Annotated in this window: 25 protein-coding genes; 12 read left to right on the top strand and 13 right to left on the bottom strand. The window is 65.7% G+C overall.

The features are described 5' to 3' along the window. Positions 1–50 precede the first annotated feature (50 nt). Positions 51–668: a nucleotide exchange factor GrpE gene (gene grpE, locus ML401_RS00785; RefSeq protein WP_285809123.1), complete on the top strand. Its 618-nt coding sequence runs from the start codon at positions 51–53 to the stop codon at positions 666–668. 120 nt (positions 669–788) lie between these two features. On the opposite strand, the gene pncA is transcribed toward grpE, so the two are convergent. Both pncA and ML401_RS00775 read right to left on the bottom strand, forming a co-directional pair. Further along, complete coding sequence (pncA, locus tag ML401_RS00780; protein ID WP_211415230.1) at positions 789–1,511, bottom strand: bifunctional nicotinamidase/pyrazinamidase; 723 nt, start codon at positions 1,509–1,511, stop codon at positions 789–791. 175 nt (positions 1,512–1,686) lie between these two features. Next, positions 1,687–2,628 (bottom strand): hypothetical protein, encoded by a 942-nt coding sequence (locus ML401_RS00775; RefSeq protein WP_211415231.1) that lies wholly within the window; start codon positions 2,626–2,628, stop codon positions 1,687–1,689. A gap of 395 nt (positions 2,629–3,023) precedes the next feature. Between ML401_RS00775 and dnaK the strand changes: the two genes are divergently transcribed. The 8 genes from dnaK to ML401_RS00735 all read left to right on the top strand — a co-directional run bounded on the left by dnaK (position 3,024) and on the right by ML401_RS00735 (position 10,258). Beyond that, positions 3,024–4,925: a molecular chaperone DnaK gene (gene dnaK, locus ML401_RS00770; RefSeq protein ID WP_092251376.1), complete on the top strand. Its 1,902-nt coding sequence runs from the start codon at positions 3,024–3,026 to the stop codon at positions 4,923–4,925. A gap of 245 nt (positions 4,926–5,170) precedes the next feature. Then, the gene (gene dnaJ / locus ML401_RS00765) at positions 5,171–6,298 is read left to right on the top strand and encodes a molecular chaperone DnaJ (protein WP_211415232.1); all 1,128 of its coding nucleotides are present in this window, start codon (positions 5,171–5,173) and stop codon (positions 6,296–6,298) included. Between the two features lie 88 nt (positions 6,299–6,386). Continuing rightward, positions 6,387–6,986, top strand: coding sequence for a class I SAM-dependent methyltransferase (locus ML401_RS00760; protein WP_027534962.1), 600 nt, complete (start codon positions 6,387–6,389; stop codon positions 6,984–6,986). A gap of 57 nt (positions 6,987–7,043) precedes the next feature. Then, positions 7,044–7,622, top strand: coding sequence for an NADPH-dependent FMN reductase (locus tag ML401_RS00755; protein WP_194405232.1), 579 nt, complete (start codon positions 7,044–7,046; stop codon positions 7,620–7,622). 6 nt (positions 7,623–7,628) lie between these two features. Then, positions 7,629–8,339, top strand: a complete 711-nt coding sequence (gene pyrF, locus ML401_RS00750) for an orotidine-5'-phosphate decarboxylase (protein WP_285809096.1) — start codon at positions 7,629–7,631, stop codon at positions 8,337–8,339. Positions 8,340–8,362: 23 nt separating this feature from the next. Beyond that, complete coding sequence (locus tag ML401_RS00745) at positions 8,363–8,674, top strand: DUF1330 domain-containing protein (protein WP_194405230.1); 312 nt, start codon at positions 8,363–8,365, stop codon at positions 8,672–8,674. Positions 8,675–8,791: 117 nt separating this feature from the next. Next, positions 8,792–9,607, top strand: coding sequence for a 4-hydroxy-tetrahydrodipicolinate reductase (gene dapB, locus ML401_RS00740; RefSeq protein ID WP_211415236.1), 816 nt, complete (start codon positions 8,792–8,794; stop codon positions 9,605–9,607). A gap of 27 nt (positions 9,608–9,634) precedes the next feature. Continuing rightward, entirely contained in the window at positions 9,635–10,258 is a 624-nt protein-coding gene (locus tag ML401_RS00735) for a 2,3-bisphosphoglycerate-dependent phosphoglycerate mutase (RefSeq protein WP_194405228.1), read from the top strand. Positions 10,259–10,388: 130 nt separating this feature from the next. Here the strand turns inward: ML401_RS00735 and ML401_RS00730 are convergent, their stop codons facing one another. Both ML401_RS00730 and ML401_RS00725 read right to left on the bottom strand, forming a co-directional pair. Beyond that, positions 10,389–11,285, bottom strand: a complete 897-nt coding sequence (locus ML401_RS00730) for a bifunctional helix-turn-helix domain-containing protein/methylated-DNA--[protein]-cysteine S-methyltransferase (protein WP_211415238.1) — start codon at positions 11,283–11,285, stop codon at positions 10,389–10,391. A gap of 55 nt (positions 11,286–11,340) precedes the next feature. Further along, positions 11,341–11,871, bottom strand: a complete 531-nt coding sequence (locus ML401_RS00725) for a DUF2244 domain-containing protein (protein ID WP_259218284.1) — start codon at positions 11,869–11,871, stop codon at positions 11,341–11,343. 22 nt (positions 11,872–11,893) lie between these two features. Here ML401_RS00725 and nth point away from each other — a divergent pair, with 22 nt between their 5' ends. Next, positions 11,894–12,658, top strand: coding sequence for an endonuclease III (gene nth, locus ML401_RS00720; RefSeq protein ID WP_259218283.1), 765 nt, complete (start codon positions 11,894–11,896; stop codon positions 12,656–12,658). 10 nt (positions 12,659–12,668) lie between these two features. Here nth and ML401_RS00715 read toward each other — a convergent pair whose 3' ends face one another. From ML401_RS00715 to ML401_RS00705, 3 genes are all read right to left on the bottom strand, one after another. Next, positions 12,669–13,409 (bottom strand): sulfate transporter family protein, encoded by a 741-nt coding sequence (locus ML401_RS00715; protein ID WP_285809093.1) that lies wholly within the window; start codon positions 13,407–13,409, stop codon positions 12,669–12,671. A gap of 128 nt (positions 13,410–13,537) precedes the next feature. Next, entirely contained in the window at positions 13,538–13,984 is a 447-nt protein-coding gene (gene nikR, locus ML401_RS00710; protein ID WP_211415242.1) for a nickel-responsive transcriptional regulator NikR, read from the bottom strand. 129 nt (positions 13,985–14,113) lie between these two features. After that, a complete protein-coding gene (locus ML401_RS00705) occupies positions 14,114–16,573 on the bottom strand; it encodes a heavy metal translocating P-type ATPase (protein ID WP_285809092.1) in 2,460 nt (819 codons plus the stop codon). Between the two features lie 74 nt (positions 16,574–16,647). Here ML401_RS00705 and ML401_RS00700 point away from each other — a divergent pair, with 74 nt between their 5' ends. Beyond that, the gene (locus tag ML401_RS00700) at positions 16,648–16,923 is read left to right on the top strand and encodes a metal-sensitive transcriptional regulator (protein WP_285809090.1); all 276 of its coding nucleotides are present in this window, start codon (positions 16,648–16,650) and stop codon (positions 16,921–16,923) included. Positions 16,924–17,040: 117 nt separating this feature from the next. Here ML401_RS00700 and ML401_RS00695 read toward each other — a convergent pair whose 3' ends face one another. Continuing rightward, a complete protein-coding gene (locus ML401_RS00695; RefSeq protein WP_259218280.1) occupies positions 17,041–18,021 on the bottom strand; it encodes a YiiX/YebB-like N1pC/P60 family cysteine hydrolase in 981 nt (326 codons plus the stop codon). Positions 18,022–18,213: 192 nt separating this feature from the next. Between ML401_RS00695 and ML401_RS00690 the strand changes: the two genes are divergently transcribed. Continuing rightward, a complete protein-coding gene (locus tag ML401_RS00690; RefSeq protein ID WP_285809087.1) occupies positions 18,214–19,602 on the top strand; it encodes an NAD(P)/FAD-dependent oxidoreductase in 1,389 nt (462 codons plus the stop codon). Between the two features lie 26 nt (positions 19,603–19,628). Here the strand turns inward: ML401_RS00690 and ML401_RS00685 are convergent, their stop codons facing one another. The 5 genes from ML401_RS00685 to rplT form a co-directional block, all read right to left on the bottom strand. Then, positions 19,629–20,402 carry a sulfite exporter TauE/SafE family protein gene (locus ML401_RS00685; protein WP_194405219.1) on the bottom strand — a complete coding sequence of 258 codons (774 nt, stop codon included), beginning with the start codon at positions 20,400–20,402 and terminating at the stop codon, positions 19,629–19,631. Beyond that, entirely contained in the window at positions 20,399–22,807 is a 2,409-nt protein-coding gene (gene pheT, locus ML401_RS00680) for a phenylalanine--tRNA ligase subunit beta (protein ID WP_285809085.1), read from the bottom strand. The genes ML401_RS00685 and pheT overlap by 4 nt, the downstream gene beginning before the upstream one ends. Beyond that, a complete protein-coding gene (locus ML401_RS00675; RefSeq protein ID WP_285809084.1) occupies positions 22,804–23,250 on the bottom strand; it encodes an endonuclease domain-containing protein in 447 nt (148 codons plus the stop codon). Before ML401_RS00675 ends, pheT begins: the two co-directional genes overlap by 4 nt. Positions 23,251–23,354: 104 nt before the next feature. After that, positions 23,355–24,437, bottom strand: a complete 1,083-nt coding sequence (gene pheS / locus ML401_RS00670) for a phenylalanine--tRNA ligase subunit alpha (protein ID WP_285809082.1) — start codon at positions 24,435–24,437, stop codon at positions 23,355–23,357. Between the two features lie 222 nt (positions 24,438–24,659). After that, complete coding sequence (gene rplT / locus ML401_RS00665) at positions 24,660–25,019, bottom strand: 50S ribosomal protein L20 (protein WP_194405215.1); 360 nt, start codon at positions 25,017–25,019, stop codon at positions 24,660–24,662. Between the last annotated feature and the right edge of the window lie 60 nt (positions 25,020–25,079).

Below are 25,079 nucleotides of genomic sequence, written 5' to 3'. Positions count from 1 at the left end.
CACGATATCCGGGCCAACAATCCCTGGAAACGAGTTCGAGATAAGAGCCGATGACCGATCGAGACCGGCAACCCGAAGACGCGGCCGCGCCGACTGGCGAGCCCGTGGTGTCGAAGCCCTACATCATGCCCGACGATCCCGAGCCAGGCTCGGTCGAGACCTTGCAGAAGGAAGTCGCCGAGGCGCGCGATCGCACGCTGCGGACGCTGGCCGAGATGGAGAATTTGCGCAAGCGCACCACCAAGGAAGTCGCCGACGCCCGCCTCTACGGCATTACCGGCTTTGCCCGCGATGTGCTCGACATCGCCGACAATCTCCAGCGCGCGCTCGATGCCGTTCCACCCGAGGCTCGCGCCGCCGCCGATCCCGGCCTGATCTCGCTGATCGAGGGCGTCGAGCTCACCGAGCGGTCGCTGCTCAACGCGCTGGAAAAGCACGGCGTGAAGAAGCTCGATCCGCAGGGCCAGAAGTTCGACCCGAATTTCCACCAGGCGATGTACGAAGTGCCCGATCCGTCGGTGCCCTCTGGCACCGTGGTCCAGATCATGCAGGCCGGCTACACCATCGGCGATCGCGTGCTGCGTCCGGCCTTGGTCGGCGTCGCCAAAGGCGGTGCGAAGCCCGCGCCCGCCGCGAACAACAACGAATCGAGCGGCGCGCCGAACTGAGTTGGGTTGTCATTCCGGGGCGATGCGCAGCATCGAACTCCGGTGCGCACTGCGCACCGGAGGATCTCGAGATTCCGGGTTCGGCTCTTCGAGCCGCCCCGGAATGACGACGCGAAACGCCTACGCTCCCATCGCGATATCCGCAGACTGAATCCGCTTCACGCCGGCCTTGGCCATGTCGGCCCAGGCCTTCGCGAGCGAGCCCTGCGTGTCGATGCCGCGGCAGGCATCTTCAACCACATAGACCTCGAAGCCCGCCTTGCGCGCGTCGAGCGCCGTCCAGGCCACGCAGAAATCCGTCGCCAGGCCAGCGACGAAGACGCGCTTGATCTTGCGCCCCTTCAAATATCCGGCGAGGCCGGTCGAGGTCTTGCCGTCGGCTTCGAGGAAGGCCGAATAGCTGTCGACGTCCTTGTGAAAGCCCTTGCGGATGATGAGCTCGGCGTGCGGGATCGCAAGGTCCTTGGACAGCGCCGCGCCGTCGGTGCCCTGCACGCAATGATCAGGCCACAGCACCTGCTTGCCGTAGGGAAGGTCGACGGTCTCGAACGGCTTCTTGCCGGAGTGGACTGAGGCAAACGAGACGTGGCCCGGCGTGTGCCAGTCCTGCGTCATCACCACGTTCGCAAACGCCTTCGAGATCTTGTTGATGACGGGCACCACCTGCTCGCCCTCCTTCACGGCGAGGCTGCCGCCCGGCAGGAAGCAGTTCTGCACGTCGATCACGAGCAGCGCGGAGCCATCGTCCGGTTTGATCGATGCCGCTGCAAGCAGTGCGGTCGGCGCGAGAGTCGCCAGCGCCGTCGTTCCAAGCATTGCCAAAACTTGTCGTCGATCCAGCATTGTTCGCCTCCCCTCAGGATGATCCAACGGAGCGAAGCCTAGTTCTGCGCGGCAGCGAACAGAAGCCCGAAAATGCAGCCGGTGTTGGTGAGGGGTTGGGCTGCCAGCCCCAACCTCGCTGTCGACCCTGCGAATGCGGGGGATGACAGCGAGTGTTTTGCGCGGCCTTCGCGCTTCAGCCCTTCGGCTGGATCCCGTCGCGCACGGCGCGGAAGCGGGTGAAGGCAGCTTGCCACTGGTCGCGGGGAGCGCTGGCGATGATGCGCAGCGAAGCGCCGCCGCTCGAGAAGCGGATCCACTGCACCACGGTCACCTGCGTCTTGTCCTTGCCGCTGACGCCGTCGATCCGGGTCTCGAAGCCCTGCTGGCCGTTGATGCGGATCGGCTCCGACATCGTGACCCGGGATTCGCGCACGCCGGGGATCTGGAGCGCAGCCTCCTGGGCGAAGCGGGCGCGATCGTCGGCGGCTTGCGGGGTGGCGCCGATCACGCCGAGGATCATGAACGGCTTCGACTCATAGCCGGTGCTCTCGTCGCCGTCGGCCAGGATGATGCTGCTGCCCGGCGCCAGCGTGCGGATGTCCTTGAAGTCGGCGAGATCGGTGATCTTGAACGGCATCAGCGCGATCTGCTCTTCGGCCGAGACCTGTTTGCGCGTGGTGGCGCTCGCGAACATCTGGCGCACCGCCTCGTCGGTGTAGATCTTGGTCGCGTTCTCGGGGACCTGCACCGCGACATAACCGGAGAAGCCGGCGCCCGGCACGATCATCGAATAGCGCTTAACCGGGGTGTCGCCGGCCTTGCCGCTTTCGGTGGTGAAATAGGCCAGACCCGCGGGGGTCTCGACCTTGTCCTGCTTGACGCCGTTCGTGCCGGCCGGATTGGCATTGAAGGCGCTCACGACCTCGCCATAGGCCGCCGGCGGCAGCTCGGTGATCAGCACCTTGACGCTGCCATCCTCGCTCTCGAAGCCCGGAAAGGTCTTTGCGGTGTTGAGGCCGACCAGCGGCACCATGCCGAGGCGCAGGCCGGGTGGAAACACGGCGTCGGCGGCGAGGGCCGGAAGCGCGGAGGCGGCGAGAAGGGCGAGCGCGGCGAGGGGGCGGATCAGCTTCATGGGCACTCTGATTGGTTCACATTGAGGCCGTTCGATGGTCGGCCACCGGGCCGCTTTGTCGCGCGGAGCAGCTGTGGCGGCTGCCCGGCCGGCCCGCCTTTTACCGGGTTTGGGCCCGAGGCAACAGGGCGGGCGGGGCTCGCGGTAGCGGGGGCTTGCTGATGCCTGAACCTGTTAATAATTCCTCACCCGCAAGGGCGGTGGAGCCCGGATATGATCTTCCAAAACGCAATGTTTTCACGGCTCAAACTTGCGTTCGGTCCTTGCGGGCCCCTCCCCCCCTCCTATATGAGCCTCAACCATCGCAATATCGCGAATGTTTGATCTTAGGGGGTTTCGGTTCGGGTGCCTTCTGGGCCCAGCCAACCTGCCGCAAAAAGAAGGATATCAGGACCATGGGAAAGGTCATTGGGATCGACCTCGGCACCACGAATTCGTGCGTCGCCGTGATGGATGGCAAAAACGCCAAAGTCATCGAGAATTCCGAAGGCATGCGCACGACGCCTTCGATCGTCGCCGTCACGGACGACGGTGAGCGCCTCGTCGGCCAGCCGGCCAAGCGCCAGGCCGTCACCAATCCCGAGCGCACCTTCTTCGCAGTGAAGCGCCTCATCGGCCGCCGCTACGACGACCCGATGGTCGAGAAGGACAAGAAGCTCGTCCCCTACAAGATCGTGAAGGCGTCCAACGGCGATGCCTGGGTCGAGGCCGACGGCCAGACCTACTCGCCCTCACAGGTCTCGGCGTTCATCTTGCAGAAGATGAAGGAGACCGCGGAAGCCCATCTCGGCCAGAAGGTCGATCAGGCCGTCATCACCGTTCCCGCCTACTTCAACGACGCCCAGCGTCAGGCGACCAAGGACGCCGGCAAGATCGCGGGCCTCGAAGTGCTGCGCATCATCAACGAGCCGACTGCGGCCGCGCTCGCCTACGGTCTCGACAAGACCAAGACCGGCACGATCGCGGTGTACGATCTCGGCGGCGGCACGTTCGATATCTCGATCCTCGAGATCGGCGACGGCGTGTTCGAGGTGAAGTCGACCAACGGCGACACCTTCCTCGGCGGCGAAGACTTCGACATGCGCCTGGTCGGCTATCTCGCCGACGAATTCCAGAAGGAGCAGGGCATCAACCTGCGCAACGACAAGCTCGCGTTGCAGCGCCTGAAGGAAGCCGCTGAAAAGGCCAAGATCGAGCTGTCCTCGACGACGCAGACCGAGATCAACCTGCCGTTCATCACCGCAGACCAGACCGGTCCGAAGCATCTGACGATGAAGCTCACCCGCGCCAAGTTCGAGGCGCTGGTCGACGACCTCGTCCAGAAGACGGTCGAGCCCTGCCGCAAGGCGCTGAAGGATGCCGGCGTCACTGCCGGTGAGATCGGCGAAGTCGTTCTGGTCGGCGGCATGTCGCGCATGCCGAAGGTCCAGGAAGTCGTCAAGCAGCTGTTCGGCAAGGAGCCGCACAAGGGCGTCAACCCGGACGAAGTCGTGGCGATCGGCGCTGCGATCCAGGCCGGCGTGCTTCAGGGCGACGTCAAGGACGTGCTGCTGCTCGACGTGACCCCGCTGTCCCTGGGCATCGAGACGCTGGGTGGCGTGTTCACCCGCATCATCGACCGCAACACCACGATCCCGACCAAGAAGAGCCAGGTGTTCTCGACCGCCGAGGACAACCAGAACGCGGTCACCATCCGCGTCTTCCAGGGCGAGCGTGAAATGGCGGCCGACAACAAGATGCTCGGTCAGTTCGATCTGATGGGCATTCCGCCGGCTCCGCGCGGCATGCCGCAGATCGAGGTGACCTTCGACATCGACGCCAACGGCATCGTCAACGTGTCGGCCAAGGACAAGGCCACCGGCAAGGAGCAGCAGATCCGCATCCAGGCCTCCGGCGGCCTGTCGGAAGCCGACATCGAGAAGATGGTCAAGGACGCCGAGGCCAATGCCGAGGCGGACAAGAAGCGCCGCGAGGCCGTCACTGCCAAGAACGAGGCGGATGGTCTGGTGCATTCGACCGAGAAGGCTTTGGCCGAGCACGGCTCGAAGGTCGGCGAGACCGAGCGCCGCGCGATCGAGGACGCCGTCGGCGACCTCAAGGAAGCGCTGAAGGGCGACGATGCCGAGGCGATCAAGGCCAAGACCCAGACGCTGGCCCAGGCTTCGATGAAGCTCGGCGAGGCCATGTACAAGCAGCAGGCCGAGGCCGACGCCAAGAAGGACGCGGCCAAGGACGACGTCGTCGACGCGGAATTCACCGAGGTCGACGACGACAAGAACAACAAGAAGTCCGCTTAAGCCCCAAGAGGGTGATGATGCGGACGGCTTGGACCCCACACGCACCAAAGGCCTCCTCCCTCGCGGGGGAGGCCACGGTGTCGGGCTCAGCGGGACCGATACCCGCAACGATCGATCAATTCCCAGCTGTTATGCTGAACGCCGCCGTGCCGGCTTCCGTCGCGAGGCGGAAGGGCGCTTATGTCGTCGCGCAGCGGCATCGTTTCGCTCCGACTTGATTCGCGATTGGATAGACCGAGCTCATCATGTCCACGTCCACCAAGCGCTGTTACTACGAGACTCTCGAAGTCGAACGTGATGCCGACGAAGGCAAGCTGAAATCGTCGTTTCGCAAGCTGGCGATGAAGTTCCACCCCGACCGTAATCCCGGGGACGACACCAGCGAAGTCAAGTTCAAGGAAATCAACGAGGCCTACGAGGTCCTGAAAGACAAGGACAAGCGCGCCGCCTATGACCGCTACGGTCATGCCGCTTTCGAGCAGGGCGGTGGCGGCGCCGGGTTCGGTGCGGGCTTCGCGTCGTCCTTCTCCGACATTTTCGAAGATTTGTTCGGCATGGCCGGGCAGCGCGGCCGCGGTGGCCGCGAGCGCGGCGCCGACCTGCGCTACAACATGGAAATCACGCTCGAGGAAGCCTTTGGCGGCAAGACCGCGCAGATCGAGATTCCGGTCTCGGTCACCTGCGAGGCCTGCTCGGGCATCGGCGCCAAGGCCGGAACCAAGCCGAAGACCTGCTCGACCTGCGGCGGCGCCGGCCGCGTGCGGCAGTCGCAGGGCTTCTTCACGCTGGAGCGGACCTGTCCGGGCTGCCAGGGCCGCGGCCAGATGATCGAGGATGCCTGCCCGTCCTGCTCGGGCCAGGGCCGCGTCACCCGCGAGCGCAATCTGTCGGTCAACATTCCTCCCGGTGTCGAGGACGGCACCAGGATCAGGCTCGCCGGCGAAGGCGAAGCGGGAGTCCGCGGCGGTCCGCCCGGCGACCTCTACATCTTCCTGTCGCTGGCCCAGCACCAGTTCTTCCAGCGCGACGGCGCCGATCTGCATTGCCGTGTGCCGATCTCGATGGTGACGGCCGCCCTCGGCGGCGAATTCGAGGTGCCGACCATCGAGAACAGCAAGGCCAAGGTGAAGGTGCCGGCCGGGACCCAGTCCAACCGCCGATTCCGCATTGCATCAAAAGGCATGCCGGTGCTGCGGTCGCGCCAGATGGGCGACATGTATGTTCAGGTCGTGGTCGAGACCCCGCAGAACCTCACCAAGAAGCAGCAGGAATTGCTGGCCGAGTTCGAAAAGCTGTCAAGCGGCAACACCCAGCCGGAATCCGAGGGTTTCTTCGCCAAGGTCAAGGATTTCTTCGGTAATCGGGCGAGTTGACTCGGCTTGACCGTACCGCCTTCGGCCTATACGTCTTTATGACCATTTTCTGACACGCCGCGGTCCTGCGGTCCCGTCCGGTCCAGACATGCCATTGCCATCGTCCGCGCGTGCGTTGAAGAAGCCTCGTCTTGACGACGAGGTGCGCTTTCTCAGATCGTGGATCGAAAAGCCGCTGCACATGGGTGCGGTGATGCCGTCGGGCAAGCTGTTGGCCCGGACCATGGCCCATTACGTCGATGTCGATTCGGACGCGCCCGTGGTCGAGCTCGGGCCCGGCACCGGTGCCATCACATCCGCGCTGGTCGAGCGCGGCGTCGACCAGAAGCGCCTCGTTCTCGTCGAATACAATCCCGGCTTCTGCGCGCTGCTGCGCGACCGCTATCCGCAGGCCAAGGTGGTGCAGGGCGATGCCTATCGCCTGCGCGACACGCTCTGGAACGTGCTGAGCGCGCCAGCCAGCGCGGTCGTCTCCGGCCTGCCGCTCGTGACAAAGCCGATGCTGACGCGGCTGCGGCTGATCCGCGATGCCTTCACGGCGCTGGCGCCCGGCGCGCCCTTCGTCCAGTTCACCTATGCGGTGGTGCCGCCGATCCCGAAATCGCTGCCCGGCGTGTCCACAGAGGCTTCGGAACGGATCTGGATGAACCTTCCGCCGGCCCGCGTCTGGGTGTATCGCAAGGACTAATTCCGCCGGCTTCCTTCTATGCGCGGCGGGCTCGTTTCGCCGAACGTATGGAAGTGGATGTCTGCACCGAAAATCCTGGTCATTCCCGGCTCGCTGCGCACCGGCTCGCACAATGCGAAGCTGGCGGCGGTCATCGCCTATGAATTTGCCCGGGCCGGCGTCGACGTCACCCGCATCTCGCTCGCCGATTTTCCGCTGCCGATCTATGACGGCGATCTCCAGGCCAAATCCGGCGTGCCCAAGCACGCGATCAACCTCAAACGCATGATCGGCGCTCATCATGGCGTGCTGTTCGTCACGCCCGAATACAACGCCTCGGTGCCGCCGCTGCTCAAGAACGCGATCGACTGGGTCAGCCGCGTGCACGAGCTGAATGAGGCGCGCGGCGACGTGTTTCGCAACCGCGCCTTCGCGCTTGCCGGGGCGTCACAGAGCCGGCTCGGCGCGGCGCGCGCACTGCAGGCGCTGCGGCTGATCCTGACCTCCTGCCACGCCAATGTGATTGCCAGTCAGCTCACGCTCGGCTTTGCCGACCAGGCCTATGACGATATGGACAGGCTCAAGAACGAGGGCGACATCGCCGCGTTGAAGGAGCTCGTCGCGCAATTGATCGACATTTCCCAACGCATGATGTGAGGTGACATGACGCCAGCCGAGATCGCTCCAAAAGACCGCCTGATCGTCGCGCTCGATCTGCCCAGCGTCGATGCCGCGGAGGCGACGATCAACCGTCTCGGCGACAGCGTCACCTTCTACAAGATCGGCTATCGCCTCGCTTATGCCGGCGGATTGCCGCTGGTCGGCAAGCTCACCGACAAGGGCAAGAAGGTCTTTCTCGATCTCAAGCTGCACGACATCGGGAACACCGTGACGCAAGGCGTCGAGAGCATCACCAGGCTCGGCGCCACCTTCCTGACCGTGCACGCCTATCCGCAGACCATGAAGGGCGCGGTCGAAGGCCGCGGCAATTCGAGCCTGAAGATCCTCGCGGTCACGGTGCTGACCTCCTACAACGACGACGATCTGCATGCGGCAGGTTTCCGGCTCGGCGTGTCCGAGCTGGTCGAGGCGCGCGCGCAGCAGGCGCAGGTGCTTGGCGTCGACGGGCTGGTGTCCTCGCCGGAGGAAGCTGCAGCGCTCCGCAAGATCGTCGGCCACCAGATGTGCCTCGTCACACCGGGCATCCGGCCCGCCGGCTCGTCGACCGGCGACCAGAAGCGCATCATGACGCCGGGCCGCGCGATCGCCGCCGGCGCCGATTATCTCGTCGTCGGGCGTCCGGTCGTGGAAGCCGCTGATCCCAGGGCCGTCGCAGACGCCATTCAGGCCGAGATCGCGCAGGCGCTGGGCTGATCAACAACACAGGGAGAAGAACAATGGCAAAGGGCTACTGGATCGGGCGCGTCGACGTGAGCAGTGACGAGGGCTACAAGCCCTACGCCGTCGCCAACGGTCCGATCTTCAAGAAATGGGGCGGCCGCTTCGTCGTCCGCGGCGGCAAGTTCACCACCGTCGAAGGCGCCAGCCGCACCCGCAACGTCGTGATCGAATTCCCGGACTACGAGACCGCGATCGCCTGCTACAATTCGCCGGAATACCAGGCCAACATCAAGGTGCGCCAGCCGCACTCGGTCGCCGATCTCATCATCATCGAGGGCTATGACGGCCCGCAGCCGCAGGACGGCTGAGGCGCGATCTCACTTACCCTCCCCTCCAGGGGAGGGTAAGCGAGCGCGTGCCTCCCAAGCCCCTCGGTTGCCGGAACTGCCTCCCCCCGCTACAACGGCGGCGAAGAGGATCACACCATGTCCGACATGCGCTTGATTGTTGCTGGAGCCGGCGGCCGGATGGGCCGCGCGCTGGTGCGGGCGATTGCCGAGAGCAAAGGCGCGGTGCTGGCCGGCGCGCTGGAGGCCCCGGGCTCGGAGCTGCTCGGCAAGGATGCCGGGGTGCTCGCAGGGCTGCCCGCTAACGGCATCAAGCTCTCGGCCGATCTCTGGGCAATGTCGAAGGAGGCCGACGGTATCCTCGATTTTACCGTCCCTGCCGCCACCATCGCCAATGTCGCAATCGCCGCCGAGCGCGGCATCGTCCATGTCGTCGGCACCACCGGGCTGTCGGGCTCCGACAACGCCGTGATCAAGAGCGTCACCAACCGTGCCGTCGTGGTGCAGTCGGGCAATATGAGCCTTGGCGTCAACCTGCTCGCCGCCGTGGTCAAGCGCGTCGCCAAGGCGCTCGACCAGGGTTTCGACATCGAGATCGTCGAGACCCATCACCGCATGAAGGTCGATGCACCCTCCGGCACGGCGCTGATGCTGGGCCAGGCCGCCGCCAGCGGCCGCGGCGTCACGCTCGATGAGCATTCCGAGCGTGGCCGCGACGGCATCACCGGCGCGCGCAGGCCTGGCAATATCGGTTTCGCCTCATTACGCGGCGGCACCGTCGCCGGCGACCACAGCGTGACCTTCCTCGGTCCGTTCGAGCGACTGACGCTGACGCATCAGGCCGAGGACCGCATGCTGTTCGCCCATGGCGCGCTGAAGGCGGCGCTGTGGGCGCATGGCAAGGCGCCGGGGCATTACTCCATGGCCGACGTGCTCGGCCTTGCCGATATCTAGTCGACAATCAGCAACGGAAAGCAGTCAATGAGCGAACGTCTTCTCGTGCTCGTGCGCCACGGCCAGAGCGAATGGAATCTGAAGAACCTGTTCACCGGCTGGAAGGATCCTGACCTCACCGAGCTCGGCGTGAAGGAAGCCACCGAAGCCGGCCGCAAGCTGAAGGCGCAGGGTCTCGTGTTCGACGTGGCCTTCACCTCGGTGCTGACGCGCGCGCAACACACGCTCGATATCATCCTCGGCGAGCTCGGCCAGAAGGGCTTGCCGACTTCGAAGAACCTCGCGCTGAACGAGCGCGACTACGGCGATCTCTCCGGCCTCAACAAGGACGACGCCCGCAAGAAATGGGGTGAGGATCAGGTGCTGATCTGGCGCCGCTCCTACGACGTGCCGCCGCCCGGCGGCGAAAGCCTGAAGGACACGCTCGCGCGCGCGCTGCCCTATTACGTGCAGGAGATCCTGCCCGGCGTGCTCAACGGCAAGCGCACCCTGGTCGCCGCCCACGGCAATTCGCTGCGCGCGCTGATCATGGTGCTGGAGAAGCTCTCGCCCGAAGGCATCTTGAAGCGTGAGCTCGCGACCGGCGTGCCGATCATCTATCGGCTCAACGCGGATTCGACCGTGGCGTCGAAGCTGGATCTGGCGGGCTGAGAACAGTCCCGTAGGGTGGGTTAGACAGTGGCTGCGCGAAGCGCAGTCGCTGGCGTAACCGACCATCTCTGCCGCCGCGGAAGCATAAGAGGTGGGTTACGCCTACGGCTAACCCACCCTACGAATTCCGCTACTGCATCCCGAGCTGCCCGGCTTCCCAGCCCAGCATCGCCTGCTTGCGCGTGATGCCCCAATGATAGCCGGTGAGCGTGCCGCTCTTGCCGAGCGCGCGGTGGCAGGGCACGACGAACGAGACCGGGTTCTTGCCGACCGCAGCACCAACGGCGCGCGAGGCCTTGGGGCTGTTGATGTTGCACGCGATGTCCGAATAGGACACCGCGCGGCCCATCGGGATCTTCAAGAGCGTCTCCCATACCCGCACCTCGAAGTCGGTGCCGATCATCACCACGCGCAGCGGCTGGTCCGGCCGCCACAGCCTGGTGTCGAAGATGCGTGCCGCAAGCGGCGCGGTGCCTTCGTGGTCTTCGACATAGGTGGCATTCGGCCAGCGCCGCGTCATGTCGGCGAGCGCGATCTTCTCGTCGCCGTGGTCGGCGAAGGCAAGGCCCGACAGGCCGCGATCGGTGGCGATCACGATCGCCGTGCCGAACGGCGAGGGATGGAAGCCGTAGCGCAGGGTGAGGCCGGCGCCGCCGTTCTTCCACTCGCCCGGCGACATCGCTTCGTGCGTGACGAAGAGATCGTGCAGCCGGCCCGGGCCCGACAGGCCGGAATCGAGCGCGGCGTCGAGAATGCTCGCGGAGTCCCGCAGCAGGCCCTTGGCGTGGTCGAGCGTCAGCGCCTGCATGAAGGCCTTTGGTGTGATCGAGGCCCAGCGGCGGAACAGATGGTGCAGCTCATCCGGCGTGACGCCGGCCGCATCGGCCATCGCCTCGATGGTCGGCTGTGCGCGCCAGTTCTCCGAGATGAAGGCGATCGCCCGGCGCACCGAATCATAGTCGCGCAACGCGGCGTGCTGGGGGCCCGGCTTGGTCAGGCGCTGGTCATGTATGGCGAGTGTCATCATGGCCGGAAATGTAGGAGAGGGACGGGTCGGAAACCACCCGATTTCTGACTGCGCTTCAGGTCACCGGATTGTAGGTCGGGCCGCGTCGGGCGGCATTCAGGGCGCCGACCAAGGCATTGTAAAAACTTGCCTTTTCCTCCGGCCCGAGAAAGCCGGCGATGCGCAGCCGGCTGCCGCGAGAGATCAGATAGAGGTGCTCGATGCCGTATTCCTCGTCGATCTCCTGGTCGAGCCGGACCCAGAGCGGGTTGAACGTCCATTCGGCAACCTGACCGCGGTGACTGACGCGGCGCACGCGCAGCTCCGAGGGCGTGATCACGATCTGCTCGCTGGCCCGCGCGGCGCGGAAATTGGCCTTGAAGGCCCACCAGATCACGAGAACGTCGAGGCCGAAGAAACCGAACACCGGCCAGGCGCCCATCATCAGGAAGACGAGGCCGGTGACGAAGCTGACCGCGCTCACGAACAGCATTACGGCGAGGAAGCCGGTGCGGTTCAGCGAGCGGTGCGGCGTCAGCAGCGCGGAGAAGATCTGCACGTCGCGCGGATCAGGATCGCTGCGCTCAATTTCGTTGCCTGTGCTCATCGTCCGTCAGTATATCCCGATCATGGCGAAAATCACCCGCAAGCCGGTCCCGCGCAAGGCCGCCGCGCCGAAAAAGGCAAAGGCCGCCGTCGCGAAGCCCAAGCCCGCCGAGAGATCGGCTCCAGCGAAAAAATCACTCAAAGCGATCAGACCCTGGACGCCCGCCGAGGTCCGCGAGGTCTTCAGCCGTTTCCGCAAGGCCAACCCGGAACCGAAGGGCGAGCTCGAGCACGTCAATCCGTTCACGCTGCTGGTCGCCGTGGTGCTGTCGGCGCAGGCGACCGATGCCGGCGTCAACAAGGCGACGCGCGCCTTGTTCGAAATCGCCGACACTCCGCAGAAGATGCTCGATCTCGGCGAGGAACGCCTGCGCGACTACATCAAGACCATCGGCCTCTACCGCACCAAGGCGAAAAACGTGATCGCGCTGTCGGCAAAGCTGCTCAGCGAGTTCGGCGGCGAAGTGCCGCGCACCCGCGCCGAGATCGAGTCGCTGCCCGGCGCCGGCCGCAAGACCGCCAACGTCGTGCTCAACATGGCCTTCGGCGAGCACACCATGGCGGTCGACACGCATGTCTTCCGCGTCGGCAACCGCACGGCGCTGGCGCCCGGCAAGACGCCGCTGGAGGTCGAGCTCGGTCTCCAGAAGGTCATCCCGGCCGAGTTCATGCTGCATGCCCATCATTGGCTGATCCTGCACGGCCGCTATACCTGCCTCGCGCGCAAGCCGCGCTGCGAGGTCTGCCTGATCAACGATCTGTGCCGGTGGCCGGAGAAGACGGTGTGAGACGGCGCCGTTAGCGCATCTGCCGCGCCGGTTCGATCAGCTCCGGCCGCGGGCCTGACAGCCGCTTGTGCATGTGGACCATGAAGGCCATGCCGAAGATCGGCGTCGCCAGATTGACGATCGGGATCGAGACGAAGGCGGCGATGAACAGGCCGGCGGTGAAGATGGTCGCGGCATTGTCGCGCCGCATCGCCTTGGCTTCCTCCGGCGAGCGGAAGCGCATCGCCGCGAGCTCGAAATATTCGCGGCCGAGCAGCCAGGCCGCGGCGAGGAAGAAGATCAGAAAGCCGGCGCCGGCGAACAGCACCAGCGGCAGCGCGATCAGGTAGACCAAGATCGTCAGCAGCGCGGTCTTGATGCCTTCGAAGATCGCCTGGTTGAAGGGTAGCGCGAGGCCCGGCTGCTCGGCCGGATAATGCTCGCGCTCCACGACATCGGCGACGTCGTCGACGAACAGGCTCGCCACCAGCGAGGTGATCGCGGGCATCAGGAAGATGCCGCCGAACACGACGCCGAGGCCCGCCGCGATCGAGACGATCCAGGACAGGACGTCGAGTGACGTATGCCAGCCCGGCCCGAGCAGGCCTTCCAGCCAGGCCTCGCCGGAGGTCGCGAACCAGCTGAGCAGCCGCTGCAGGCCGATCGCCAGCACGATGATCAGCACCAGCGCGAGCCCAATCGACCGCCACAGGATCGAGCGCATCGGCGGCGACATCATTTGCGACAGCGCCTTCACGGCGGCATCCAGCATGGGAGACCCTTTCACGAAATCACCCGCGAGAGGTAGACACCGATTGCGGCTTCGGCAAGGGAGAGCGGCTGTCTTCCCTTCTCCCACAAGGGGGAGAGGGTTTGCACTGCCCGCACACTCGTTCCGGCCTATTCATGCCGGTGCCCGTGTTTCCGCGCCTTCGCCGGCTTCCGCTCCCCGGTCGGGATCATCACGACGCGGCCGTAGCGCACGCCGCGTTCGGCGATGATGTGGTCGGCGAAATGCTTGACCTCGTCGGCAGCGCCCTTCAGCGCCGTCATCTCCATGCAATTGTTGTCGTCGAGATGGACGTGCAGGGTCGCCAGCGCGAGGTCGTGATGGCCGTGGAATTCCTGCACCAGACGTTTCGACAGATCGCGGGCGGCGTGGTCGTAGACATAGACGAGGCCGGCGACGCATTGGCCTGTTTGCGCGGTGTCCTCGGTGCTCTGCTGCAGGCCGGCGCGGGCGAGGTCGCGGATGATCTCGGAGCGATTCTGGTAGCCGCGCGCCTCCGCCGCCGCGTCGATCTCCGCCAGCAGATCGTCCTCGATCGTGATCGTAATTCGCTGCATCAGATGCTGCTCCCGCCTGTGTCCCCTGAACCGTAGCCCGGATGGAGCGAAGCGCAATCCGGGGCGGTGCCAATATGAGGGCAGGCCCCCGGATTTCGCTTGCGCTCCATCCAGGCTACGCAGCCATCCCTACAGCCGCGTCGCACGCAGGCGCAGCGCATTGCCGACCACGCTCACCGAGGACAGCGCCATCGCCGCCGCGGCGATGATCGGCGAGAGCAACAGGCCGAAGGCGGGATAGAGGATGCCGGCCGCGATCGGGATGCCGGCGGCATTGTAGATGAAGGCGAAGAACAGGTTTTGCCGGATGTTGCTCATGGTCGCCTGCGACAGTTTTCGCGCGCGGACGATGCCGGTGAGATCGCCCTTGAGCAGTGTGACGCCGGCGCTCTCCATCGCGACATCCGTGCCGGTGCCCATGGCGATGCCGACTTCAGCGGCGGCCAGCGCCGGCGCGTCGTTGACGCCGTCGCCGGCCATCGCGACGACGCGGCCGGCCTTTTGCAGCTTGGTCACCACGGCGCTCTTCTGGTCGGGCAGCACCTCGGCCTCGACCTCGGCGATGCCGAGCCGGCGCGCCACCGCTTCCGCCGTGGTGCGGTTGTCGCCGGTCAGCATGATCACCTTGATGCCTTCGGCCGCCAGCGCCTTCAGCGCCTCCGGGGTCGAGGCCTTGACCGGATCAGCGATCGCGAACAGGCCGGCAAGCGCACCGTCGACGGCCATGTTGATCACGGTCGCGCCGTCCTGCCGCAGCCGCTCGGCCTCGGCGTCGAGCGCTGTCGTGTCGATTCCGATCGAGGCGAGATATCTGGCGTTGCCGAGCGCGATGGTCTTGCCGTCGACCTTGCCGGTGGCGCCCTTGCCGGTCGGCGAGTCGAAGTGCTCGACCTGGCCGAGCGCGAGCTGCTTCTCCTTGGCCGCGCGCATGATCGCGTCAGCCAAAGGATGCTCGCTGGCGCGCTCGACGCTAGCCGCGAGCCGCACGATGTCATCTTCCGCAAAGCCGGCGGCCGGCACGATCGCGACAACCTTGGGCTTGCCCTCGGTCAGCGTGCCCGTCTTGTCGACCACCAGCGTGTCGATCTTCTCCATCCGCTCCAGTGCCTCGGCGTTCTTGATCAGCACGCCGCCCTGCGCACCGCGGCCGACCCCGACCATGATCGACATCGGGGTCGCGAGCCCCAGCGCGCAGGGGCAGGCGATGATCAGCACGCTGACGGCGGCAACGAGGCCGAAGGCCAGCCGCGGCTCCGGTCCGAACCAGGCCCATGCGCCGAACGCGACGAGAGCGACGACGATCACGGTGGGCACGAACCAGCCGGCGACCTGATCGGCGAGGCGCTGGATCGGCGCGCGCGAGCGCTGCGCGTCCGCGACCATCTGCACGATCTGCGACAGCAGCGTCTCGCGGCCGACCTTGTCGGCGCGCATCACGAAGCTGCCCGACTGGTTCAGCGTGCCTGCAATGACCTTGGCGCCGGCTTCCTTGGTGACCGGCATGGACTCGCCCGTCACCAGGGATTCGTCGAGCGAGGAGCGCCCCTCCAGGATGATGCCGTCGACCGGCACCTTCTCGCCGGGACGAACGCGCAAGCGGTCGCCGGCATGAAGCGTATCGATCTCGACCTCGTGCTCGCTGCCATCGGCATCGACGCGGCGCGCGGTCTTCGGCGCGAGCTGCAGCAGCGCCTTGATCGCGCCCGAGGTCGCGTCACGCGCGCGCAGCTCCAGCACCTGGCCGAGCAGCACCAGCACGGTGATGACGGCGGCCGCCTCGAAATAGACGGCAACCGCGCCTTCATGGCCACGGAACGTCGCAGGGAAGATCTGCGGCGTGACGGTGCCGAGGACGCTGTAGACATAGGCAACGCCCGTGCCCATCGCGATCAGCGTGAACATGTTGAGGTTGCGCGTCAGCAGCGATTGCCAGCCGCGGACGAAGAACGGCCAGCCGGCCCACAGCACCACCGGCGTGGCGAAGACGAGCTGAATCCAGTTCGAGAGCGTCGCGTCGATCCAGTTGTGGGGACCCGCGAGATGGCCTCCCATCTCCAGCACCACGGCCGGCAGCGCCAGCGCGCCGCCGATCCAGAACCGCCGTGTCATGTCGGCGAGCTCGGGGTTGGGTCCGCTCTCCAGGCTCGCGACTTCCGGCTCCAGCGCCATGCCGCAGATCGGGCAACTGCCGGGACCGACCTGGCGGATCTCGGGGTGCATCGGGCAGGTGTAGATCGTGCCCGCGGGCATCTCGGGTTCGGGCGCCTTCTCCTTGGCGAGATATTTGGCGGGATCGGCGGCGAACTTGGTGCGGCAGCCGGCCGAGCAGAAATGAAAGGTCTCGCCGTGATGGTCAAAGCGGTGCTTCGAGGTCGCGGGATCGACGCTCATGCCGCAGACGGGGTCCTTGACTCCAGTCAAGGCGTCACCGCGGTCATGGGTGTGATGATGGGCATGGCCGGAATGATCGCCGTGACCCCCGCAGCACGAGGAGGTCGCGGGCTTGGCGGCCGGCGCCGCCTTGCTCGAACAACCGCATCCGGAAGGCTTGTCCGTGTCGTGATGATGCCCGTGCTCGTTGTTGTTCATTGCCATGCTCCGGCCCTTGTGCCTGGTTTGTATCGGGCCTTGCAACCCATACCCGGTAGGGGTATATAGACCTCATGCGCAAGGACATCAAGGCATCTGTCGGAAAACGCCTGGGCCGGATCGAGGGCCAGGTTCGCGGTCTCTCGAAAATGGTAGAGAAGGACCGCTACTGCATCGACATCGTGACGCAGATTTCGGCGGTGCGTGCCGCGCTGCGCCGGGTCGAGGAGGAAGTCCTGAAGGATCACGTCGCCCATTGCGTCGAGCACGCCATCGCGAGCGGCGACAAGGCCGACCAGCGCGAGAAGATCGCGGAGCTGATGGCGGTGATCGGACGGGCGGAGCGGTAGGTTTTCACCGCTGTCGCGAGCGCAGCTTCGTCGCTACGCCCATCGCAATGACGGTTCGTGAGGAGAAGTCCCGCAACACACTCGGTGTCGTGCCTGCGAACGGAGGGACCGCAGTGGTTATGCCGCTTTCTCTCTTGCGCGGCCACGCCGACGCGGGCGGTACATCGTCAGCTTCTTCAGCAGCGGGACATGCTCGGAAGCAGTGATGCTTCCGGCCACTGCAACATCCGCACTCACTTGCTCAGCCGGAATCTCATCCGGCGCCTCTTGGTCAACCGCTTCAGGAACGAGCGGCGGCGCACTGATCGTTTCTGGAAACACACTGAATGTGCCCGCTACCTCCTCGAGCGGCTTCTGCTTGTCGGCCCAGTGCAGAGCGGTGTAGTCGAACCCGTGCACGATGGTGGGTTTGACGACTTCGAAATAGGGCGAGATGTCGAAGTCGCGGGGCATGTAGAGCGAGGAATCGCGGATGTGCAGGATCTCGCGGCGGGCGGCGCGGCTTCCGGCCTTGGTGATCTTCGGCAGGATCGGGTAGCGCACGGCGTCGAAGGCCTGCGCGATCAGCGCCGAACAGATGATCTTGGTCGGATCGCCCGAGCCGATCGCGATCATGCGTCGCCGCCAGCGCTGCGGCACCGGCAGCGGAAACAGGAAGCGCATGAGGTCGACGATGTTCTTGGTGTCGTAGCCGAAGCCGATGCGGTTGATCGCATAGCGGCAGACCGTGGTGCGATCCTCATAGGACAGCCCGACCGGGCGGCAGACGCGGGTATGATACGGGAAATATTTCGACAGCGGCGCCGAGGTGACGCCTTCGCCGATATTGGCCTCGATCAGCACGTGCGGCTCGCCATCGGGCTCCGCGGCGCCTTCGACCGGACCGACATAGAGCGCGGCATGCGACCAGGTCGACTGGGTCAGATATTTGATGATGCCGGAGATGCGGTTGTTGCCCTCGACCAGCAGCACGTCGCCGGGCTCGATGACGCCGCGCAGGTGCTCGGGGTCGCTTGGCGTGAACGGCTCGTAGCCGGGCACCTCCTTGGAGAGGTACGCGGCAATCAACTTGCCGACTGAATCTAGGACCGTCCCCATTTCAAACTCCCCCCACGGCCTTTTCCGACCGTCTTTTTCCCTTCTCTATCATGGTCGAAACGTGTTGCCATTCGGTTCATCAAACCGTGAGGTCAAGCACGATTGATTCACCATGATGGTTGCCGTGCAACATCAGATGCGGCAAGGTTCGCTGACTGTTCCCGTTTGCCGCAAGTCCTCGGAAACCATGACATGACAATCACGCGCCGCGGTTTCCTTGTCGCGTCGGCGGGCCTTGCCGCGATGCCGGTCCTGCGCGCAAGCGCCGCGCCCTTGCCGCGCGAGGCCGACATCGTCGTGGTCGGGGCGGGGGCTGCGGGCATCGCCGCGGCGCGGCGCATCATGGCGACGGGCCGCAAGGTCGTCGTGGTGGAAGCGGCATCGCAAATTGGCGGCCGCTGTATCACCGACAGCACGACCTTCGACACGCCGTTCGACCGCGGTGCGCGCTGGATGCACAATCCCGACACCAATCCGATGATCCGGCTGGCGCGCAGCGCCGGGCTCGACGTGCTGCCGGCGCCGTCCGGCCAGAAGATGCGTATCGGCCGCCGCAACGCGCGTGCGGGCGAGACCGAGCAGTTCCTGGCGGCGCTGGTGCGCGCCAACCGCGCCATCGACGAGGCGGCGCGGGGCAAGCTCGATACTTCCTGCGCGTCCGTGCTGCCGAAGGATCTCGGCGACTGGGCGGGCGCGGCCGAGTTCATGCTGGGCGCGAGCTTCGCCGGCAAGGATCTGAAGGAACTGTCCGCGATCGACAAGGGCCGCGCGCAGGACCGCAACGCGGCGATCGCCTGCCGTCAGGGCTTGGGCACGCTGATCACCAAGCTCGGCGAGCAGGCGCCAGTGGTGCTGTCGAGCCCGGTGAGCCGCATAGCCTGGAGCAGCCGCGACGTCGGTGTGGAGACGCAAGCGGGCAAGATCGCCGCGCGTGCCGTCATCGTCACGGTCTCGACCAACGTGCTGACATCTGGCGCGATCAAGTTCACGCCCGACATTCCCAAGCGCACGCTGGACGCGGCGTCGAAACTCGGCCTCGGCAGCTACGATCGCATCATGCTGCAATTGCCGGGCAATCCGCTCGGCCTGTCGCGCGACGACAGCCTGATCGAGCAGAGCAATTCGACGCGCACGGCGCTGATGTTCGCCAATATCGGGGGATCCTCGCTCTGCTCCATCGATGTCGGCGGCGCGTTCGGCCGCGAGCTGTCCGAGCAGGGCGAGAAGGCCATGGTCGCCTTTGCCAGGGAATGGATCACAAAGCTGTTCGGCAGCGAGGCGGCGGCCGCCGTGCAGAAGACCAGCGTCACGCGCTGGAACGCCTCGCCCTACGTGATGGGCGCGATGTCGGCGGCGTCACCCGGCGGTCAGCTCTCGCGAAAGATTCTGACCGAGCCGATCGGCAATGTGTTCCTCGCCGGCGAAGCCACCCATGAGACGCTGTGGGGCACCGTCGACGGCGCCTGGGAAAGCGGCGAGCGGGCCGCGGATGCCGCCCTGCGCAAGATCGGCGCGCTCAAGGACGACCCGGCGGATGTGCCGACGCAATCGACCAAGAAGCGGCGCGTGCCGCGGCAGTAGGGCACTCCGCCTCAAAACAGCGGAGATTATCGGCGCAACACCCCGTCCAGCGCCGGTAATCCAAAAATCACCGCCAACGCAATCAGTCCGTAGCAAATCCCGCGAAACACCTTTTCGCTCGCGCGTCCGAACAGCGAGGCGCCGAAGGCGACGCCGATCGCATAGACCGGTCCAACGATCAGCGACAGCACCAGCGATTCGCGGCTGATCAGGCCCGTGGTCGCGTAACTGATCATCGAGAAGAAATCAGAGGCGCCGAAGAACAGCACGATGTTGGCGCGCGCGACGATCGGCGCGATCGGTCGGCCGAGCCAATAGCCGACGATCGGCGGGCCGCCGGTCTGCGCGAGGCCGCTGCAGAAGCCGGAGAGCCCGCCGATGCCGACCGAGAGCCAGGAATGGTCCTTGCCGCGATAGCGCCAGCCCGACAGCAGCAGAAGCAGGAGCGCGGTGACGAAGCAGGAGATGATCCAGCGCGTGGTGACGGGCTCGAGCACGCTGAGGAAATAGGTGCCGACGGGGACGCCGACCAGCGCGCCCAGCACGATCACGGCGGTGGCCTTGCGGTCAGCCTTCCGCCACGCGTCCGGCAGCAGCGGCGCCGCCGAGACGAAATCGATGACGAGCAGGAGCGCCGCAACGAGTCGCGGCGCCGCGATGCTGCTCGCGAGCGGCATGAAGATCAGGGCCGAACCGAAGCCGGAGAAGCCGCGGGCGGTGCCCGAAACGAAAGCGACGGCGCAGAGCGCCATCGCGATGGTGAGGCTGACGTCCTTGGGGAGGAAATCAGCGAGCGTCATCCGCGGAGCGTGCCGCCGGTCTTCTTCGTGACCTCGGCGACGATCTTCGCCGCCACGGCGTCGATCTCCTGATCGGTCAGGGTCTTCTCGCGCGGCTGGAGCGTCACCGCGATCGCGATCGATTTCTTGGCCTCGTCGATGCCCTTGCCCTCATAGACGTCGAAGACGTTGACGCCGGTGATGAGCTTCTTGTCGACACCTTGCGCGGCGCGCACGATGTCGCCCGTCTTCACGGTGCGATCGACGATGAACGCGAAGTCGCGCGACACGGGCTGGAACGCCGAGAGTTCGATCAGCGGCTTGGCGCGGGTCGGCTTCTTCTTCGCCTCCGGGATACGGTCCAGGATCACCTCGAATACGACAAGCGGGCCGTCGGCGCCGAGTGCTTCAAGCGCGCGCGGATGCACCTCGCCGAAGTAACCGAGCACGTTCTGCGGTCCGATCTGGATCGTGCCGGAGCGGCCCGGATGCAGCCAGGACGGTCCACCGGACACGATCTGCAGCGCCTGCATCGGCGCGCCGCTTGCTGCCAGCACCGCCAGCGCATCAGCCTTGGCGTCGAAAACATCGGCCTGCGCCGAGCCGGTCCAGTGCCGTCCCAGGCCTTCGGACGAAGCAATGCCGTGGCGGACGCCGCTCGCGGCCATGAACTGGTCCTGCGGGCGATCGCCCTTGAACACCTGGCCAACCTCGAACAGCGCGACATCGTTCACGCCGCGGTTGGCGTTCGCCTGAGCCGCCGCGATCAGGCCCGCAAGCAGCGTCGGGCGCATGTCGGAGAGATCTGACGCGATCGGGTTGGCGACTTCGAGTTCGCGCTGGCCGCCGCCGAACAACTGTGCCGCGCTCTTGGTGATGAAGGACCAGGTCACCGCCTCCACCATGCCGCGGCCCGCGAGCGCGCGCTTGGCCCGGCGCGTGCGCAGCTGGAGCGGCGTCAGCACCGGCTTGCGCGCGTCCTCGCCGCGCTCGAACGGCGTCATCGGAACCTTGTCGACGCCGAAGATGCGGACGATCTCCTCGACGATGTCGGCCTTGCCGTGCACGTCGGAGCGCCAGGACGGCACAGCGACCTTCACGACCGGCCCCGGGCCGGCCATCATGAAGCCGAGATGGGTCAGGATGCGCTTCATCTCTGCTTGCGGCACGTCGATGCCGGACAGGCGCTTCACTTCGGTGACCGGGAAATCGATCACGCGGTCGTCGCCGAAGGATTTGCCGACCACGACGGTCTCGGACGGCGCGCCGCCGCACATCTCCATCACGAGTTTCGTCGCAAGCTCCAGGCCGGGCACCATGAAGGCCGGATCGACGCCGCGCTCGAAACGGTAGCGCGCATCGGAATTGATGCCGAGCTTGCGGCCGGTCTGCGCGATGTTGATCTCGTTCCACAGCGCCGATTCGATCAGCACGTCGGTGGTGGTCTCGTCGCAGCCCGAGGCCTCGCCGCCCATGATGCCGGCGAGCGATTCGACGCCATGCTCGTCCGCGATCACGCAAATCGCGGGATCGAGATTGTAGGTGCGGCCGTCGAGCGCCAGCAGGCTCTCGCCGTCGCGCGCGCGGCGTACGACGAGATCGCCCTTCACCATCTTGGCGTCGAACACGTGCAGCGGACGCGCGCGGTCGTAGGTCATGAAGTTGGTGATGTCGACCAGCGCGTTGATCGGGCGCAGGCCGATCGCGGTCAGCCGCTTCTGCAGCCATTCCGGCGACGGCCCGTTCTTGACCCCGCGCACGAGGCGAAGCGCGAAGCCCGGACAGAGCGAGGTGTCCTCGACCGTGACCTTCACCGGGCAGGGGAATTCGCCCTTGATCGGCTTGATGGTCGGGTCCTTGAACTTGCCCATGTCGGCGGCGGCGAGGTCGCGCGCGATGCCGTGCACGCCGGTGCAGTCCTGCCGGTTCGGCGTCAAATTGATCTCGACAACGGGATCGCCGAGCGCGGCCCATTCGGCGTAGCCAGCGCCAATGGGCGCGTCCGCCGGCAATTCCATGATGCCGTCATGATCGTTGGAGATCTGCAGCTCGGCCGCCGAGCACAGCATGCCGCGGCTCTCGACGCCTCTGATGGTGCCGACGCCCAGCGTGATGTCCTTGCCGGGGATGTAGGTGCCGGGCGGCGAGAACACGCTGACCAGACCCGCACGCGCATTCGGCGCGCCGCACACGACCTGCACCGGCGCGCCACCGTCGCCGGTGTCGACCATGCAGACGCGCAAACGATCCGCATTCGGATGCTGCTCGGCGGAAATCACCTTCGCAATGGTGAAGGGCTTGAGCGCCTTCGCCTTGTCCTCGATGCTCTCGACCTCGAGCCCGATCATGGTGAGCTTCTCGGCGAGCCTGTCGAGCGGCTCGTCAGTCTCGAGATGATCCTTCAGCCAGGAGAGGGTGAATTTCATGGCTGCTTCTTCTCCACGGAGACGGTCTGCTCCCTCTCCCGCTTGCGGGGGAGGGCTGGGGTGGGGGCTCTCTCCGCGACGGTAGTCGCGATTGTTTCGAGAACGCCGCCACGATTGGTCATGACATCGATATTGCTGAAGCGAAGTATTTTGAAGCCCTTTGCTTCGATGGCGGCAGAGCGGCGTGCGTCGGCGCGCTCGCCTTCATCAGAAAAATGCTGGCCGCCATCGAGCTCGACGACGAGCTTGGCAGCGTGGCAGATGAAATCAGCAACGTAGCGTTCGATCGGCACTTGGCGGCGGAAGCTCGCGCCGTTCAATAGATGGCCGCGCAGTTCCGACCAGAGGATCCGCTCTGCATCAGTTGAGTCGCGCCTGAGTGCGCGAGCATTGCCTCGCAGCTTGCTCGAGACCTTCCAGTCTGGATGTTCAGGATCGACCATTGGCAACCCCATCGCGGAGAGACCCCCACCCCAACCCTCCCCCGCAAGCGGGAGAGGGAGTCCGAACGTGCTTGCGGCTGGAGCGATAGTATCCCAGCCGGCCATCACGAGCTCAGCCCTCCGGCAAGCGTTGGTATTTCGAGCGGCTTGAAGCCGTAATGGCTCAGCCAGCGGACGTCGCTGTCGAACAGCTGGCGCAAATCGGCGATGCCGTATTTCAGCATGGCGATGCGGTCGATGCCCATGCCCCAGGCGAAGCCCTGGTACTCGTCGGGATCGATGCCGCAGGCGCGCAGCACGTTCGGATGCACCATGCCGCAGCCGAGGATCTCGAGCCAGTCCTCGCCCTCGCCGAAGCGGATTTCGCCCTTGTCGCGGCGGCACTGGATGTCGACTTCCAGCGACGGCTCGGTGAATGGGAAGAACGAGGGCCGGAAGCGCATGTTGATGTGGTCGACCTCGAAGAACGCCTTGCAGAACTCGTGCAGGATCCATTTGAGGTGGCCGAGATGCGAGGTCTTGTCGATGACGAGGCCTTCGACCTGGTGGAATTGCGGCGTGTGGGTCGCGTCCGAATCGATGCGGTAGGTACGGCCCGGGCAGATCACGCGGATCGGCGGCTTCTGGCTCAGCATGGTGCGCACCTGCACCGGCGAGGTGTGGGTCCGCAGCAGCATGCGCGAGCCGTCCTCCTTCGGATGGAAGAAGAACGTGTCGTGCATCTCGCGCGCGGGATGGCCTTCCGGGAAGTTCAGCTTGGTGAAGTTGTAATCGTCGGTCTCGATGTCGGGACCTTCGGCCACCGAGAATCCCATGTCGGCGAAGATCGTGGTCAGCTCGTCCCAGACCTGGCTCAGCGGATGGATGCGGCCGGCTTCGGCCTGAGCCTCGCGCAGCGGCAGCGTGACGTCGACGGTCTCGGACGCCAGCCGCGCATCGAGCGCCGCCGATTTCAGGACGTCGCGCCTTGCCGCGAGCGCCTGGGTGACTTCGTCCTTGGCCTGGTTGATCGCGGCGCCTTGCGACTTGCGCTCGTCCGGCGACATCTTGCCGAGCGTTGCGAGCAGCGCGGAGATCGAGCCCTTCTTGCCGAGGGCTGCGACGCGCACGGCTTCGAGCGCGCCCTCGTCGGCGGCGGCGGCGATGTCGGCGATGATCTGGGCTTGGAGCTGGGCAAGATCGGTCATGGCAATCCCTTTTGGCCAGGATGCTGAGCCGATGATCCTAGCCCGTTACGCCCGGCCCAGAAGCGCGAAGCGCGTCTTCGCGTAAATGCGCCGGGCTTCCACGTCGGAGAAGTGTTTGCGCGAGAGACGGCCGGGGCATCAAGGCGCAAGAAGCGCCGCTGCCCGGGGCCATCACAAGCTGAATGCTGCGCAGAGCACAGTGGAGGACGGCTTGCGCCGGTATCAGGCCGCCAGCGCGGCTTTGGCCTTCTCGGCGATCGCCTGGAACGCGGCGGGCTCGTTGACCGCCAGATCCGACAGCACCTTGCGGTCCACGGTGATCCCGGACTTGGCCATGCCGTCGATAAACCGGCTGTAGGTCATGCCGAACGGACGGACGGCAGCGTTGATGCGCTGGATCCAGAGCGCGCGGAACGTCCGCTTCTTGCGCTTGCGGTCACGGAAGGCGTACTGCATCGCCTTCTCGACGGCCGGCTTGGCGGCGCGGATGGTGTTCTTGCGGCGGCCGTAGAAGCCCTTGGCGGCCTTGTAGACTTTCTTGTGCTTGGCGTGGGCGGTCACACCGCGTTTGACGCGAGACATGACGAAATCCTTCAGAGATGACTTTGGTTATCGGATTGCCGCGCAACACGCGGCACGGTT

This window comes from Bradyrhizobium sp. 62B (genome assembly GCF_030272265.2).
GTDB lineage: Bacteria > Pseudomonadota > Alphaproteobacteria > Rhizobiales > Xanthobacteraceae > Bradyrhizobium.
This window is presented reverse-complemented; position numbering and strand designations above follow the sequence as displayed.